General features: G+C 67.0%; 15 protein-coding genes and 2 pseudogenes. 3 read left to right on the top strand and 14 right to left on the bottom strand.

Translation table 11 applies throughout. The features are described from left to right. The first annotated feature begins 16 nt into the window (after positions 1 to 16). Entirely contained in the window at positions 17 to 1492 is a 1476-nt protein-coding gene (locus tag AC5Y3Z_RS16220) for a 9-bladed beta-propeller domain-containing protein (protein WP_463826517.1), read from the top strand. 39 nt (positions 1493 to 1531) lie between these two features. On the opposite strand, the gene AC5Y3Z_RS16215 is transcribed toward AC5Y3Z_RS16220, so the two are convergent. From AC5Y3Z_RS16215 to AC5Y3Z_RS16175, 9 genes and pseudogenes are all read right to left on the bottom strand, one after another. After that, positions 1532 to 2305 (bottom strand): ESX secretion-associated protein EspG, encoded by a 774-nt coding sequence (locus AC5Y3Z_RS16215; protein WP_463826516.1) that lies wholly within the window; start codon positions 2303 to 2305, stop codon positions 1532 to 1534. Positions 2306 to 2327: 22 nt separating this feature from the next. After that, positions 2328 to 3713: a hypothetical protein gene (locus tag AC5Y3Z_RS16210; RefSeq protein WP_463826515.1), complete on the bottom strand. Its 1386-nt coding sequence runs from the start codon at positions 3711 to 3713 to the stop codon at positions 2328 to 2330. Between the two features lie 37 nt (positions 3714 to 3750). Further along, positions 3751 to 4113, bottom strand: a complete 363-nt coding sequence (locus AC5Y3Z_RS16205) for a hypothetical protein (RefSeq protein ID WP_463826514.1) — start codon at positions 4111 to 4113, stop codon at positions 3751 to 3753. A gap of 236 nt (positions 4114 to 4349) precedes the next feature. Continuing rightward, positions 4350 to 4757, bottom strand: coding sequence for a hypothetical protein (locus AC5Y3Z_RS16200; protein WP_463826513.1), 408 nt, complete (start codon positions 4755 to 4757; stop codon positions 4350 to 4352). Then, a complete protein-coding gene (locus tag AC5Y3Z_RS16195; protein WP_463826512.1) occupies positions 4754 to 6268 on the bottom strand; it encodes a hypothetical protein in 1515 nt (504 codons plus the stop codon). The genes AC5Y3Z_RS16200 and AC5Y3Z_RS16195 overlap by 4 nt, the downstream gene beginning before the upstream one ends. 61 nt (positions 6269 to 6329) lie before the next feature. Continuing rightward, entirely contained in the window at positions 6330 to 6749 is a 420-nt protein-coding gene (locus AC5Y3Z_RS16190; protein WP_463826511.1) for a hypothetical protein, read from the bottom strand. Beyond that, positions 6746 to 9298, bottom strand: coding sequence for an alpha/beta hydrolase (locus AC5Y3Z_RS16185; protein ID WP_463826797.1), 2553 nt, complete (start codon positions 9296 to 9298; stop codon positions 6746 to 6748). Before AC5Y3Z_RS16185 ends, AC5Y3Z_RS16190 begins: the two co-directional genes overlap by 4 nt. Then, positions 9241 to 9765, bottom strand: coding sequence for an SUKH-4 family immunity protein (locus AC5Y3Z_RS16180; protein WP_463826830.1), 525 nt, complete (start codon positions 9763 to 9765; stop codon positions 9241 to 9243). Before AC5Y3Z_RS16180 ends, AC5Y3Z_RS16185 begins: the two co-directional genes overlap by 58 nt. A 124-nt stretch (positions 9766 to 9889) precedes the next feature. Next, positions 9890 to 10267 (bottom strand): annotated as a pseudogene (locus AC5Y3Z_RS16175) (toxin glutamine deamidase domain-containing protein); the annotation flags it as partial. Positions 10268 to 11228: 961 nt separating this feature from the next. Here AC5Y3Z_RS16175 and AC5Y3Z_RS16170 point away from each other — a divergent pair. Next, positions 11229 to 11600: a hypothetical protein gene (locus tag AC5Y3Z_RS16170; RefSeq protein WP_463826829.1), complete on the top strand. Its 372-nt coding sequence runs from the start codon at positions 11229 to 11231 to the stop codon at positions 11598 to 11600. Positions 11601 to 12235: 635 nt separating this feature from the next. On the opposite strand, the pseudogene AC5Y3Z_RS16165 reads toward AC5Y3Z_RS16170, so the two are convergent. The 4 genes and pseudogenes from AC5Y3Z_RS16165 to AC5Y3Z_RS16150 all read right to left on the bottom strand — a co-directional run. Beyond that, positions 12236 to 12598 (bottom strand): annotated as a pseudogene (locus AC5Y3Z_RS16165) (WXG100-like domain-containing protein); the annotation flags it as partial. Between the two features lie 41 nt (positions 12599 to 12639). Then, entirely contained in the window at positions 12640 to 12933 is a 294-nt protein-coding gene (locus tag AC5Y3Z_RS16160) for a hypothetical protein (RefSeq protein WP_463826510.1), read from the bottom strand. 22 nt (positions 12934 to 12955) lie between these two features. Then, the gene (locus AC5Y3Z_RS16155) at positions 12956 to 13483 is read right to left on the bottom strand and encodes a YbaB/EbfC family nucleoid-associated protein (protein WP_463826509.1); all 528 of its coding nucleotides are present in this window, start codon (positions 13481 to 13483) and stop codon (positions 12956 to 12958) included. A gap of 85 nt (positions 13484 to 13568) precedes the next feature. Continuing rightward, the gene (locus AC5Y3Z_RS16150) at positions 13569 to 13886 is read right to left on the bottom strand and encodes a WhiB family transcriptional regulator (RefSeq protein WP_463826508.1); all 318 of its coding nucleotides are present in this window, start codon (positions 13884 to 13886) and stop codon (positions 13569 to 13571) included. 344 nt (positions 13887 to 14230) lie between these two features. Here AC5Y3Z_RS16150 and AC5Y3Z_RS16145 point away from each other — a divergent pair, with 344 nt between their 5' ends. Further along, on the top strand, positions 14231 to 15364 hold the full coding sequence (locus AC5Y3Z_RS16145; RefSeq protein WP_463826507.1) for an FHA domain-containing protein: 1134 nt from the start codon (positions 14231 to 14233) through the stop codon (positions 15362 to 15364). A 7-nt stretch (positions 15365 to 15371) separates the two neighbouring features. Here the strand turns inward: AC5Y3Z_RS16145 and AC5Y3Z_RS16140 are convergent, their stop codons facing one another. Beyond that, complete coding sequence (locus tag AC5Y3Z_RS16140) at positions 15372 to 16148, bottom strand: DUF5336 domain-containing protein (RefSeq protein ID WP_463826506.1); 777 nt, start codon at positions 16146 to 16148, stop codon at positions 15372 to 15374. Between the last annotated feature and the right edge of the window lie 7 nt (positions 16149 to 16155).

Here is a 16155-nt window from a genome sequence, read left to right as displayed (position 1 = left end):
GGAAGGAGAGTGACGCGTGTCGGGGTTACCCGCGGGTGGATTTCGGTGGGTGGAGCCGGACGAAGCGCCGCAAGCGCCGCTGCGGCGTTCTCGGCGGCGGTGGTGGCTCGGCGCGGTCTTCGTGGTCGTGCTCGCGACGGTGGCCGGCGTCGTGGCCGTAAAAGTCTGGGCGCCTTGGTCTCCCGACCGGCGTGCTGCCGATGCCCCACCTGCCGCCCCGCCGATCGGCACACCCGAAGACCTGCTGGTGTCGTTCCCCCTGAACCGCCAGCCGGTCCCCGGTTGGCAACTCACCGCGGCAGACATGGGACTGCCTCCCGGCGTCAAGCTGGGCAACCTTTTCACCCGCAACGGCACGAAGGCATACTTCGTTGCCCTGCAGGGCTGCGACAAGAAATGCCGGCATCCGACGGGCTGGATTTACGGGCTGGACGTCACCACCGGTGCCCGGCTCTTTCCGCCGGTGGCGCTGCCCGAATTCTTCGGGGACTGTTACGGCAACGGGCCGGCGGTGGCCGTCTGCACCAGCAGTGTCGTCCAGGGGACCGAGCAGTATGTCCCGCCTCCCGGCGCCTGGGTGATCGATCTCGAGCGTGGTGCGCTGACCTACAGCGGACCAAACACCCTCAACCCCAGGTTGGGCGGAGACACCCGGCTGGAGCCGGTGGGGTACAAGTACGGGCCTACCTACCTGCTGGCAGCCAAATACGGCGAAGGGCTGCACGGCGTCGGTCCGCACGCCGAGATGACCTGGTTCCTACCCGGCAGCGGAGAGGTCAGCTTCCCGGCCACCTGGGATCCGGACGTTCCGCCGCTCACCCTTGCCGTGCAGCCGCTGAAGGACGTCCACGACGAGCGCGGCAACCGGGTGTTCTCGATCGCCGACGGCAAAGACATGACACCCACCCCCCCGGCGGGCACCCGGCTCGAAGAGGTCGAGACCTACAACGGCGGGTTCGCCTATCAGTTCGATGCCGGCAAGGTGACCGGCACGCTCATGTATGACACCTCCGGGCGGATGGTCGGACGTCAGCAACCCCAGCGCAGCTACCCGCGGCGAAACGCGGCGATGCTCACCCTTGCCGTCGGTGGTACCTTCCAGATCTACGATGCCGCAGGCAAACTCGTCGCCACCATCCCGTCGCGGAATCTGCACGAGGACTTCACCGTGATCGGAACCAAGCTGTTCATCAGAACAGAAGACAGCGGCTACGGCGACCAGACAGCCTGGCAGCAGTGGGATCTGCTGACCGCGCAACCTGGACGCACCTGCACGATGCAGTTCGGATCCGGCTATGTCGGATCCGACGGTACCGTCGTCATTACCAGGCAGGATGCTTCGGAGGGAACCACATACGCGGCGATCGACACCACGACCTGCCAAACCCTGTGGGAGATTCCGGGCAAGATCTGGCTCTACAAGGTCGGTACCGGTCTGATCGAACACGACATCGACCGGGACGTCGTGATGTCGCTGCATGCGCCGAAGTGAGCCCACCTCAAACTGTTCTGTGTCCAACGGAAGGGCGCTTTAGGTACTGCGTGATTGTCGAAGCCTCGCTACGTCCTCAGCGATCATCGCATCGATGCGATCGGCGAGGTTATCCATTGTCATGGGCGTCAGGTAGTCGAAATCCGGCGCATAGATGTAGTCGCCATCGTCGCTGACGTTGACGCAGGAGACGGTGCTCTTGCTGCGATCGAATCCCCAATCGCGTGCCGGCTGCCAGTGACTCTGAATTCGCGCGAGCCGAAGCACGTGTGAACGGGCAATTGATACCCGTCCGCGCGTGATGTCGCGGGACATAATGACGGGGGCTTCGTCCTTGTCCGCCTTCGGTTCAGCCGGTGGCCGCACCAAGCCGGGAATCACGATCGCCGAATGCTTGCCCGGTTGGGTGAGCGCGAGCGAACCTGCGACGGCCGGGCCCAATTCGTAAGGTGCAACCGCAAACACGTCGACGCAGTGTTCCTCGTCATTCTGCGCAGCCACGAAGCCTGATTGGCCGCGACGATGCGCCATCATCCGTCCTCGTCGGGCGCCGACAATGCTCACGACGCACTCCACCCGAATGTCTGCGTTGATATACGAGGTGATCCACGGTGCGAAGTCTTGTAGGTCACCCCCCTCGAGACGTCCGGGGACGGCAGCCAGGTATGACTCGTACTCCTGGTAACTCCCGAAACGGGAGGGTTGCAGCACGACAAAGGGGTGCGGCAGAAAATCTCGGCCGAGCTTGTCGCTAATGGCTTGCAGGTCGACCAGCTCGAGGCGTCCTACTCGGCTCAGCGCCGCGCGCTTCATTTCGCCACCTGGGGTGGACCGGCTAGGACGATTTGGGTGGACTGGCGTCTTTGGATTCCCCGCCGACTACCGGCACCACAGCTTCAGCTTCCCCGATCACGTCTTGGCCGTGCTTCGTCAGCCGCAGGGCTTTATTCGCCTTGTGTGCCTTGTCTGCGCCCGATCCGCCTCGATGACCCGCCGCCGGAGCACCGGCACCTGGTGTACCTCCCGCGCCCACGCCCGCCCGAGACACCTGCGTTGCGGCGACGGGCTTGCTCGACGGCTGCAGTTGGGCGGGCCGCTGGCTCGCGGCCCCGTGCGCGACTCCGGCGCCCCCGCTGCGACCCCCTCCTGATCCTGACGTTTTGGCTCCGGTCAGACCCTTCGGGCCCAGACCCAGTACCCCTTCGGGCAAACCGAGCGAGCCCTTGTGGCCGCTGTTGTTCAGGGCCTGACCCAGGGCCTGATTGGCGGCATTGCCCGCCTGCCCGGCTGCGTTCTGAGCCTGTTGAGCTGCTCCGTTGGCGGCGTCTCCGACGCCCTTGGCCGCGTCGCCCAGTCCCTGCAGGGGGTTCGGGGAAGAATTCGGGCTGCTGAGCTTGTTTGCAACCGGGGTCACTCGGCTTGGTCCGGCGGGCCTCGGAATATTCGGTGTGCCCAAGCCGCCCGGACTCGGGCCGCCGGGTGGCGCACCGCTTGGCGTACCCGTACCCCCGGGCCCCCCGGGGGCGCCTACTCGAGGTGCGCCTGCCGACATGTCGGGATGACGTCGACTGATCCAATCGATCGGCGGATTGTAGAAGGAGTGAATTGTTTGCTGCGCCGCGCGGTCGTAAGAAGCTGACAACAGTTCGTCTGCAGCCTGTTTCTCCGAAATATGCGCATATTGCGCCCGAATCCGGGTATCATTGTCTAATTGTGTCTTGTTGGAAATGAACCAATCCCGCGTTTCCTTGATATCGCGCGAGAACGTGTCCACCAGGGGGCTCATCCGTTCGGTCGCGTCTACCAGGGAATCTAGGTAGTTGAGAGAATTTCGAGCCAATTGAGACATCTGTGCTGCGGTCGCCCCTGATAAGCCTTGCTCCGCTGCGGCTATCGCTTGCTCAAAGGTTCCGCGTAACTGCGCGAGAGCAGAACTCACGTTAGACCAAATGAAGCGATGGCGAACCGCGATGTCCTCCGCGGCGTCCTTGATGCCGTTGTAGCCTTCAAGGAAAGTGTTGATGTGCTCTAGCGGCACGCCCTTAATCGTCCGACCCGCGAGTTGGGTGCTGTCTATATTGTTGAGGTCGTCATATAGAGTTTGCCCGATATACGAATTATGTAAATTCGGAGGCGGGTGATTCGGGTTGACGGGGCCGAGATCGCCGTGATAGCCGTCATCGTGCGGCGTCCAATCCAGAGCGGGAGGATCGCCCGTCACGCGTGCCTCACCGCCTCGCAGAACTGTTCACACAACATCAGGCTTCGTCGGTCTTGAGCAGTTGAGTAAAGGCCGCACTGGAGAAATCACGAAGCGCTGTCGCAAATCCCACGTACTCTGCCAAACGCTGGCGAATCGCATCCCCGGAATCATTGAGTTGACGTGCCGTGGCTTGCGCGGATTGGAAGCTGCCGACAACCCCCTCGTTTATTTTCAACCCGCTCAATGCGGCTACCTGTGCGTTGAGGTCCTCGACAACTCGACCGGTGCTGGCCAGCCAGCTATTCAATGCCGCTCTGTCGACCTCCAGAATGTTCTGCGGCACAGCTTGTTGCCATTGCCGTAGTTGCAGGGTCGGATCTCCCAGCGAGCCTGGCGCGGGCGGTTCGTCAACAGACATGGTTTTCCCCTCCGGTTCCGACGTCGTCCGTCAGCGGCAAATCACTATTCCCCATGCAACCCCGACGCCCCAGCATCACGATGCGGGCTACGCAGAGAAGGCTCCTCCAACGAGCCGCGATCACCTGTCAGAATAGGCCACCCCGAGCGCACTAATCCGCGAAATTTCTGCGGCGGGGCGGTGCCGGCATCCGTGTTCCCATGCCCGTCCCGGGGAAGTTCTGATCAGCTCGCGGCCTACCCGCGGGTGTCAAAATTGCCATCAGCCGCCCGCCGCTGGTCGAACTGCGCGTCCTCGACAGTCCGCTGGCCCACCCGCATCGCGCACAACCGGCGGATCAAGCTGCTGAGCGCGAAATTCCACGCGACCACCCCGACGGTCACGGCGATCAGCGGATAGTAAAACGTCACGCCGCTGTTGAGGGCGGCCAGCACGACCCCCGCCGCGTACGCAGCGGCGAGCAGCAGCACCGGGACCACCTCGGCGGCCAGGTCGGTGACCCGGTACCACCGCGGGGGCGCGATCAGTCGCGGCCGAACTTCCACACCCAACCTGAAGAACCCCGTCACCGCGACGAAGAGCATTACTGCGGCGCCGACGACGAACAGGGCGATGGTGGCGATGGTGTCCGGAGTGCTGCTCATGCGGCAAGGCCGGCCAGGCTCAGTTGGTTCAGTGCGGAATCGAGGTCAGGGTCACCGAACTGGCTGAATACGGCAGCCAGATCGGCCCTTGTCACGGTGTGCGCGGTGGCCGCCGCAAGCAGCTGGTCGCACGCGTCCCGTACGCCCGGGCCGACGACTGCCATCATCGCCTCGACGGTTTCCCCCGGTGTCCAGATCGCCGGCAGTGGGTCGTCGAGTTCGTCGAAGGTGTTGGTCGATCCGCGCCACCAACGGCCCTGCTCCCACCAGAAGCAGAAGCTGAGCAGTCCGTTCTGATTGCGGGTGTTGAGCACCGAATCGTTGACCCAGGCGGGTGCGCCGCCGTACAGGTCCGGCAGCGGTTGTCCCTGCTGGTAGGCCGCCACCAGCAGCGGGGAGTTCCAGCGCCCGCCGGAGAGCACCGCCCGGTCACCGGGCAGCAGGTACAGGGTCGACCCGCTGCGGGCATCGGATTCGTACCAGGCCAAACCCGCCGCGATCCGCGGCCCCCACCGGGAGCGCGCACCGGTGTAGACCGCGGCCAGCACCGCCCACCGGGTCCACGTGACCGGTAGCGGTTCGACGTCGTCGGTTTCGACCGGCAGACGACCGGCTGCCTGATCGGCCGATGCCGCCGCGGACGCCTGCTGCGGAGTGCGGCCCTGCGCGGCCGGCCCGGCCAGGTAGCCGGCCAGCCACACCGGCAACCGGGGCCGGGGATAGGTGGCGATGTCGTCGCGATAGTGGTCCGCGGGCTGCAGTTGACCGTCGGGGAATGGTTGGTCGCCGTAGTCGTACTCGACGCGCAGCCGACCCTGGCTGGTGACGGACAACGTGAGTCGCCACCACGGCCCGGCCGACATCTGTGCGCTCACCTCACGTTGCGCGCGCACCAAATCCAGCACCGGACGTGGCACGGTGACGGGCTGCCACCCCCGGGGCGTGTCGAATGCGCAATCGGCGGTTCCGCCGCGCACCGTCAGGGCGAATACCGCGATGAATTCCCGCCAGTCCGGGGGGCCGAGCGAGGCCAGCTCCCGGGCGATCGGATCGAGCATGCTCGAGGCTTGCCGGCCGATCTCCTCGTTGTGGGCGGCCTGGCTCTCTCGCGGCGGTGAGTCGTCGACCAGGGTGACACTGCGGGCCGCGGGTGCGCCCGACGGGTCGGCGGCGTTGACTGCTTCAGCGAACCCGGCCATGAACGCGGCGGGGTCCGCATTGGTGTGGGCGAGGGCGCGCTCCCGCTCGGCGAAGCGCTGCCGGGCGACCTGCGGCGGTGTGGCGGATGACGTCTGCTCGATGCGTCCGCTGTCCCCGATCAAGAACACCGCCCGCCCGACCGGCATGTGCAGAAAGCTCGTCGGATCGCTGGTGTCGACATGTACCGGTGCATACACCGACCAACCGGCCTCGAACCGTTCTGCCGTCAAACCGGTTGTCGGATAATCGATTCCCTCGCGACGCACGAACTCGGCGACCGCGGAGATGGCTTGGGCGGCGTCGATGGTCACCGCGCCACTCCTTCCGTGTCGAGGCACTGGACGGGGATGCGATCCAAATTTCCGTACCCCGTCATTCGGAATCGCCGAACATCTGCCGGATGCCCGCGTGGGCCACCGGGTAGTACCTCTCGATCCGCGTCCTGATCCGGGTCAAGGATTCCTCCTCGGTGGGAAACCCGGTTCCCTCTGACTTGATCAGTGCGGCGAGTTCGGCCCGGTCCGCGAAACGGGTCAGATACTGCCATTCACCGGTTCGGTCGAACAGGCCGTAGACATCGTGCGCTGCGAGCAGCGCGATCATGCAGTTGATTTCACCGGATCTCTTGGAGTTGTAGATCTGTAGCTTGCGGTCGGCCGACCGGTAGAACGCGACGGAACCGAGTATGCCCCCCTCATCGACGCTGTCGTCGAACCCGGCCAGCTCAAAACCCAACTCCGCCAGCACGGGCCCCACAATGAGCTGGACATGCTGCAGAAATCCTTCGGTCATTTGTCACGGCTTTCTACGAGAACCCACGAGTCGCCGACTTGTTTGTAGCCGTACCTCGACGCGTGAGTTTGCAGGAAATCAATCTCCTTGGCCGAGAACGAGTCCGGACGAAGCAGCTGGACATCTTCCACCGACGAAAAGTGCCGGTAGTCGACCAGGTAGTCGATGCGGGGCACCCCGTTCTCCAGCTGTGTCCTCAGGAATTGTTCGTTCACTCGCCAGCCCAGTTCGTTGGCGTCCGGTCGGCTCAGCCCTCGCTCGATGCTCTGCCACGCCTCCGGTCCGGTGTCGTAGAAGATCCCGCCGTCGTGCCGGGCGGCGCCGATGTAACCACCGTCGTAGCCGTCGTACTTGCCTAGCACCACCCGGTCCGCGTCGCCGACGCGGTGGGTGGAGAGCTCCGCCATGTGTCGCACCAGGTCCGACGTGAGATTCCCGCTGGCGAACGCGTGATTGAGATCAGCGGCCAGCTGCGCCGCCTGCGGCGGGTAGCTGACGGGATCGCCGATCGCCATGACGCCGGTCGGATGGTGCGGGGCCGGCGGTTCCGAGGGGTGTCCCGCCACGTCTCCGACGGCGGTCGCGGCTTCCAGTCCCCGGCCCCGGTCGTCCAGGGGTGCGACCGGGTTTCCGTTGTGGTCGAGATATCCGACGGCGGTGCTGTCGACCGCGGCCTCACCCCAGTACGGAGGCCACCCGGACCGCTCGAAGTGGTCACCGAAGCGTTCGTAGAGGTGCACCGTGCCGCCCTCGTTGACCGCGACGTAGGCGTGACCACCCATCTCGGGTCCACCCGCCCACCGCGAGGCGAGGATCGCCGCCGACCCGTCGCCGAGGCGCAGCAGCGCGTCGTGCACGTCGGCGTAGCCCGCGAAGTGCGACTCAGAATCCCAGGCCGCGAACAGATCTCGTGCGGGTACCCCGGTTGGGCCCGGTTCGGTCCGCAGCACGACATCGCGGCCATAGCGGTCAGCCAAGAGACCGGCGACGTGGTGCGCGCAACTCGCGTCGCCGCCGGGATGTTCGGGCAGCGAATGCCACCGCGGATCCCAGATCCGCCGGGCCGACTCGGCCGGGTCGGCGTGGTGTTCCAGCGCCCGCATCTCCGCCGGTTCGGCGGTACGCCACCGGCCGGGAGCCGACGAGTCCACTTCGAACCGCTGCAATTCACGGTGGACCTGGTCGAACAGACCGGCGCCGATGCGGCCGAAGTTGGCCAACGACTCAGTTCGGGTAGTGGCGTGCTGCGAATCGAAGCTGTAGTACGCCGAGTGGGTTGCAGTATTGCGGTCCGGTCCCCGGATCTGATCCATGTAGCGCGGAAACTCCGCGGTAATCCGGTGCGCCCCGAAGGCATGCATCGCAGGATCAAGACCCAGGCCGCGACCGAAGGCGCGACCGGATGTTTCCGGCAGGCGCGCGCCCAGTCCGTCGAGCGAGCGCGCACCCAGCATGGTGATGGGGTCGCGAGACGAGGACGCGACGAAAACCCTATCGCCAAGCCCGTATTCGGACACGTGACGCACCGGGCCGGCACCCGGCGACCCGGCCAGGGTGATGCTGCGGGCGTGGCTGCTCAGCTCGCCGCCGTGCCCGGCGAAGCTGGTGGTGGTCGAACCGTAGGAATGGCCGAAGACGTCGTTGGTGGAGAAGTGGCTGCCGTCGGCTGCCAATGCATCGCGCGCGGCGTTGAACGCCGTCAGGTCGCCGCGCAGGATATCGCCACCGGCACGGGCCAGTTCGGGGTGCGCGACATCCCACAAGCCCTTGAATCCCTGCGGTGCGTCGTAACCGATCCACGCGATCGAGGCCACCCGGGCCTGCTCGTTCACCGCCCGCACCGATTCGAAATGGTGCATCGCGTTGGACAGATTGGTGCCGATCTTGTCGATCGTGGTGGAGAAACCGGGCACATGCCAGGACACCGCATCGGCGCGGTGCGGATCGTGACCGACGCTGACCACCATCCGGCCGTCGCCGCCGAACTCGTGCGGGTCGAACGCGAGGATGTGCACTTCCGCGCCGAGTTTGGCGGCTTTGCCCCGTGTCTCGTCCAGAGCTCGGCGAATCTCGTTGTAACGCTCGAGTTCTCGCTTCTCGGGACGGCTGAGGTGCTCGCCCGCGTCTTTGCGGGACTGCAGCTCATCGTGCAGCTGGGACAGCCGGTGATCGTTGGCTTCGGTACGCGCCCACGGGGGGATGCCCTCGGCGTTGCCGATTTCCCGGGAGTACGCGTCGATCAGCGCGCGTTGTTCTTCGCCGCTCAGCTCGCGCCACCACGCGGCATTGTCCCGGGCGCGCTGCTCACCAAAGGTCTTGTCGGACAGGTGATGTCGGATCTCACTCGGATGGACCGGCGGAATCCGCTTCCACAGCGCCTCATTCGCGATCCGCTCGGCGTCGGGATGCGAGGCGACGTCGCGCCCGCGGTCACCGGGATCGACATCGTGGTGGTGCGCGTCGTCGGGATGCGTCGTGGCCGACGGGTCGGTCAGAACTCCATCGTGCTCTCCTCCGGCCAGACCCCGTTGCGCTGGCGGCTCACCCATTGCGCGTGCGACGCCGCCACGCTCGACAGGTGGTCCGGGGGCTCGTTCAGGAACGTGCGCTTGTTGACGGTCACCGGGTGTTCCTGCGTGGGCTGCGGGGGATCGGTCAGGGACACGGCCGCCATCTGGTAGGTGATGGTCTCCGGGTCCTCCCGTGTGCGCCGGATCGTGATCCGCCACTGGTGGGGGTAGATTTGGTTGCCGATCGTGCGGCCGTTGCGTTTCGCCTCCGTGTAGTTCTCCGCGATCCAGTCCGGCGCCAGACTCGACTGCACCGTCACGATCCCGGTCTCCGCGTCGATCACCAGGTTCGCGAGGCCCAGTCCCATCCCCGCCTCGGCTTCCTCGGGCGTCAGGATCGCCTGACAGACCCAGCCCATCTCGAACGGCCACACCTGATAGGTGCGTCCCGGCTGCACCCGCGCCAGGTAGGCCAGCGCTTGTTCCTTGGTGTCCAGTTGCACCATGTTGGCCTCCTTGCGGTGCGGGTGGGGGACCGAAGTGATCGGGCCGCAGTGGCGTGGACCATAGCGAGGCGGACCGGTCAGTCATCCGCGTAGGCGGATGGTCCGAGGTCGAGCCGTGTTGGGGATCCCACCACACCGGACCCTGGGCGTCGCGCGGATACACCACGACGGTCGCGTGCGACCCTGATATCACCGGCTTGCCGTGGGCGTCGTAGATCGGGACGCCGTTGGCGTCGCGCGCATGCCACTCGTTGACGACCAGCGCCGATGCGCCGGGGCCCATCTTCTTGATCTGCTCGTGCAGTGCGGCGAATTGATCGCGAATCGGGAGCTTCGAGTCGGCCGGATGCAGTCCGTCGCCGAGCCACGCCTTGGCCCGGGCCGTCCCGCCCGCTTCGCCGCTCTGGTTGTCGATGAGCCCGTTGGGCAGTGTGTCCGGATACCGGGGTGCGGACACCGTCGGGTGCCCGTGGAACGACGCCAGCGCCGACAACGCGCAGTCCAGGCAGTTGTTCACGCGCCCCGGCACACCCGGTCCGCCGTCGTTGACCAGGTCGCCGTAGCGATTGCTGCGCGGGTCGGCCCATATTTCGTGCCCCTGCCGGCCGGGGACTGCCAGCGCGTGCTCGACCGCCGCCTGATGTCCGGGGTGCTCTACCGGAGCGAGTCGCCGCGGCCCGTAGACCCGCTTATCGGCATGGTTGGTGAAGCCGGCGGGGTCCATCGGTCCCGGTCCGGGCGGTGGCGGGTCGTCGCCACCGTGCGGCTCGTCGACGTCGGGACGTCGCGCCGGTGGTTCCGTCAGGGGATCGGGGTGTCCGCCGGTGCGTCCTGGCCCACTGCCGTGGGAGGTGTGGGCCGCTGTCGACCTGGCCGCGGGGTGCGCGCCGTCGGGCAGCACCGCGGAACTGACGGCGGCAGGCATCGGAGCCTGGTCGGGGATCCCGGTCGTATCGCGAGCATGCTCCGAATCTCGCTGTCCGACAGGGTCTCTGGTGTAGTCATTGGAGGCTTCGGTGCGCCCGGTCGCATCGGGATGCGAGCCCCCGGCGAATCGATCCCCAGGCGTCCGGTCGGCGCGTTGCTCGTCGCGGCCCGGCTGTGATTGGCCGTCCCGCGCCGTGTCACGGACGTGGTGCCCGTCGCGCGGTGCGGCAATGTCCCGCCGGGGTTGGGCATCGCGGGTTGACGGGCTGTCGCGCGGGGGCTGGGCATCGCGCGTGGCGGGTGTGTCGCGCGCCGGCGCCACGTCATGTGGTGCCACGACTTCGCGTGGTGGCAGCAGGTCATGCGGTGGCACGGAATCCCGCGGTGGCATATCGCGGGCCGGAGCAACATCATGCGCAGGCGGTGAGTCACGGGGCGAGTGCGCGTCGATGTCGCGCACCGGGTGCGTCGACGGCTCGGTGCCCGCGGGGGCATGGCTCGGGTCCGAAATGCCATGCGTAACAACGCTATCCGAGGTGCGGGCGGCAGGCGCGCCAGCCGGATGGCCGGAAGCGGCGGATCCCGCGTCCGGCAGCCCGGACCGGGGGGGTGCGGCCGGTGCGCTCGGCGGCGGGCTGGAACTGTGCGCGGCCGGCGAGCCGGTGTGGGTAGCGGCCACCTGGGGGGTGCTCGGCGGTGCCGGCGCGCTCGGCGACCCGGTCGCGGGCGTGTCGAGGACGCCGGGGTGGTTCACCGGCGGTGCGGTGGCGCTGTGGGCGGTGATGCCGGCGTCGCCGCCGGCCAACCCGGTGGGCACCACCTCATGGGTGTGCGAGCCCGGGTTGAGCGGGACGTCGACATTTCCGGCGGGATGTCCGGCGGGCACCACGGCGCTCTCCGGAGAGTGACCAAGGGCGCCGGTTCCGGGTTCGGCCACCGGCACATGCGGCGGTTCGCCCAGCGAGAGAGGTGTGACGCCCGTCTGCCCGGTCCGGTCGCCGGTGAGCGCACTGGGCTCCGAGATCCCCGGCGCGCCGGTGCGGCGGAGCCCGTCTATGCCACCGAAGACCGCCCCGGCGCCCAGCGCGTCGCCGAGATTCATGTGCCCGGTCATCACCTGTTGGGCCGCGAGCGCACCACCGGCATTGCCCACGAACGAGGCGCCGAAATTCTTCGCGTGGTTACCAAGCACCGACCCCGCGTCAAAGTCGTTCGCGCCCCGCATTATTGGGCCGATCGCGGCGCCGGATATCGCTCCGGACCCGACATCACCCCAGAACGACCTCGAATCGAATTCGTGCCGGTGACCCTGAATGCCCTGAATGCCCTGAATGCCCGCATTCATAGCTCCGGACGCCAGGGCGTTGATCGCCGCGCCTTCGAGCGCCCGCACCGCGATCTGGGCGATGACCCGGGCTACTGCTTCTCCCACCACTTTCGCGACTGCCGCACGAATGATCTGGGAAATGACTGCCTCGGCGCCGGCGATCAGTGCCGCCATCTGCGCGGGAGCCGTCCAGTTGATCCAGATCGACGCCAGCAGCGCGGTCAGACTCGCCGCCAGCACAACCAGGTTGGCGATGAACATCTGCTTGGCGAATTCGATCTCAGTGGCCGCCTTTTCGACCGCCTCCGCCAGTTGTCTCATCTGACCTGCGACTTGGTCTATCGTCGGCGCATAGGGTTTGAGCCCTTCGATCAGCTTGTCGTGAAACTCGCCGGCCGTGAATCCAGAAAGGGTCGACTGGGTGGCGGCGTCCAGATCAGTCTTGAATCGCGTCAACTCGTCCGCGTAGTGCCGCCACCTGTCAGCCTGTCGCCGACACGCGGTTTCGTCCCCTTCCGGAAACGGCTCGCCGATCAGGTCGCCTACCCACCGCAACCAACCCGGAAGCTCGATACCCACGGCTTACGCGCCCAGCATCAGGCCGGCTCCCGTGCCGGCGGCTAGCCGGCGACCCCGCCATCCGCTGCGACGATGGTGTTGGCGGCTTCGGTGAGTGCGGGTGCGACGCTGGCCACCCCCTGCGCGAGATCTTTGGCGTTGCCAAGGGTTCTCGTGCGGTCCGGATCGAACTTCCCGGCAAAAGCCGAACCGATCTTGTCGTGCGACCACGGCGAGTCACCGGACAACTCCGCATTCACGCTGCGCATCAGGGTAGCGAGCCGATTTCCGAGTTCGTCGAATTGTCTGATTCCCGCGCGTGCGGTGGTGTCGTCGTATTCAAACTGTCCTGCCATGTGCGGTGAACTTCCCTTCGGCTCAGTCGTTGTCGTGAATCGTCAGCTGCCAGTCCGGCGGGTCGGCGGCTGGAGCGGCCGTGCGCTGATGGTCCTCGGCGTCGAGCTCTTCGGCCAATGTGCGCCGCTCCCGGGAGCCGGGCGCGGACAGCGGCACCTGCGGCTGCAACGGCTGGAGTTCTTCGACGTCAGTGACGGGCGGGACGCCGAACTGCGCGACCTGTTGCCACAGGCCGGCCTGGAAGGCATCGGTCTTGGCGCGCATCTGGGCGGCCGCCGCCTGCGCGGCCTGCACGACCGCGGCACCCACCTCGGTGCCACTCGCCTGCGCCAACAGCGTCTCGTCGAACTCCACCTGCACCACCACGCCCTGGGCGTTCACCCACACGTGCGCGAGATCGTCTGTGGACCATCCGTCGGCTGTCTCGATCGCCATCCGTTGCGCCGAACGGGCTGCCGCACCCTGAAATTCCTGGAGATTGGACAGCAAGCGGTCCACATCGAGACCTCCGGGATCACTACTCCCGAACAGGCCTGCGAAATTGCTCACGATGTCCCCCAGGTGACCGCTGCTGTGCGGCTAGTGTAAAGGCCCGCCAACTATCAAATGCGCAGCATTTTGCCGCGATCAGGCGTCAGTTCCGGGAGCCGCGGGGCCGGCCACGCCGGCGCGGGCGAACCTGGTAGCCGCCCCGTTCGGCCAGCGCCCGCAACCGGCGCAGGGCGAAGTCGCGCGCGCGCCCGGACTCGGGGATCACCACACCGGCCCACAGCCCCTCCACATTGGGGTCCTGGCATGCTTCGCGGGCGCACAGCCACCGGCGTGGGCAGCTCAGGCACAGGGCCTTGGCTTCCTCGTCGGGTTCGCAGGTTGTCCACCGATCCGGGTCCACGCTGCACACCGGCACGTACTCGTCCAGCGGCGTGGACAACGGCGTAACCGCTGCGGTCATGATTTTCCTCCCGACTCCTGTAACAACCCCTCGATGCGACGACTTTAATCACAAGTCGGGGCATATCGCAACAATTAAAACGTAGCGCCTACTGAGGTAAGCGGTATTTTACGTGTGTACTACAAGACAACCGTGGCATCGAACTGTCCCGAAGCGTAGCGCGGTGTGGCACGGTCTGCATTCAGACCGCCATCGCGAACGCGATTGCACCCGAGAACCGCAGCGATTCGAGGGTCGAACGAGGTTATGTAGCAGGAAAGATGTAGCATCGACCCACAGTGCTGAAGGAAGGCTGCAGCGACGATGCCCGATTCTTCGGGAGTCCAAGCCGGGGGAGTGGCGCAGTGACACCTGACCAGACCGTGCCCGCGACGGCGCTGGTGGTCCGGCTCGGTGACGAGGAGCACATGCTGGACCCGTCGGCCGGTGTCGCCGTCATCGGTCGGGACGCCTCGGCCACCATTCGTCTCCCCGACGACCGGATCTCCCGGTGGCACCTGCGCCTCGAACCACATCACGATGGCTGGCAGGCGATCGACACCAGCACCAACGGCATGTACCTCGACGGCGTGCGGCGCAGCTCGGTGCAGGTGACCGATACCACCACCATCCATCTGGCCAACCCCCAAGGCTTCCCGGTGACCCTGTCACCCGGTTCGGTGCCCGACACAGCCCGGGACATCACCACCGTGATCGAGCTGCCCGACGCCGACGAAGATCAGTGGTGGGAGGCCGACGATCCCGGCGTGGCGCGCGCGGGTCAGGCCGTCGCGGCGCGGCGCAACGAACTCGAGATCACCCAGCGCGGCCTGGCCAAAGACAAGATCATCAACGCCGGCACGCTGATCGCTTTCGAGAAGGGCCGCAGTTGGCCGCGGCGAGCCACGCTGGCGAAGCTGGAGAAGGCCCTGCAATGGAGCCCGGGCACCATCGCCCGCATTCGCAGCGGCTCGGCGGTGCTGCCCATCGCGGCGCCGGCCACCGTCCCCAGCAAAGTCCCTTCGGGTGCCGAGGAATCCACCGAGGTGCTCACCGACACCGTGCGGGCTCCGTTGCTGGCCGAGGCCGTCGAACTGGCCATGCACACCATCAGCACGGCCACTGCCGAGCTGCCCGACCCGGCCGACCCGGCGTTCGCGCCGAGAGTCACGCAGATCCTCGCCGACCTGCGCAAGCTGGAGAACCTCGCGGCCAATGCGGCCCGCAACACCAAGGGCACCCCGTCGGTGGTACTGGCGTTGAGTACCGTCCGGCGGGCCTACAACGACGTGATGGACCGGGCCGCGCGTTCGCCGAACGCCACGCTGGGCCAGCGCCTGTACGGCGCGCGGCACCGCGCCGAACTCAGCCTGGAAGAAGCTGCGGCTGCCGCGGGCCTGCCGGCTTCGGTCCTGGCCGACGCCGAGGCCGAGCGCCCCGTTCCCGACGATGTCGCGGCCGTGCTCACCACCCTGATCGGGCAGCTCTCCGTCAGCTGAGCAGTTACTACGGCGAGCTGCGGTAGCCGGTCTCGAAGGCCACTGTCTGCTGTTGCGCGGGTTGCGGGGAGTGGCCGACGTTGGGCAGTCCCGAGGACGGCGCGACGGGCGCGGTCGACGACGCACCGGTCGGCGCAGTGGCCGGGCCGCCGAAGAATTCCGCATAGCTGGCGCTCTGCGCGGCCCGCCGCGATTCGGTGGCCGACGCGGGCTGCACCTGATGGGCCTGCCCGGAGCCGTTCTGGTATTCGGCCGCACCGTCGTCCTCGTGCGCATACTGCCCGTAGTACTGCGCCGCGGCCTGCGCATATTGCTCGGCGTAGGCCGCGTACCACGCCTGCTGCGGGTCGGCCTGGGCCGGCTGGTTCAGCACGGCGCCCACCGCGACGGCCGTCTGCGCCGCGTTCAGCACCACCACCACCCACAGCGCCCAACCCGGTTCGACGCCGTCGGGCACCACGACTCCGCGTGATAAGGCGTCCAAGAACCCCACCCCGGCCAGCGCCGCCACCCACTTCGCGGCCGGCGTCTGCCGGGGAAGCAGCCCGAATGCCGCCAACAGGCCGGCCAGGGCGGGAAACCGGACGTCCCAGTCGATGCCACCGACGCCGAGCATCGGCCCGAAACTGACCAGGTAGGAACACAGACCCAGCACCGCGACGGCCAGCGACAGCGCGCGGTGCGACATCTTGGCGCCGGTTTCCGGTTCGGCGACCCACTGCGAGTAATCGCTGGATGCGCCCGGTTGCTCCGGCGCGTGGTAACCGCCCGAGGGGTACGACATGATCACT

The sequence above is a fragment of the Mycobacterium sp. NGS61 genome (assembly GCF_059812325.1).
Note: the sequence above shows the minus strand (reverse complement) of the source record. Positions and strands in the feature narration are given on the sequence as shown.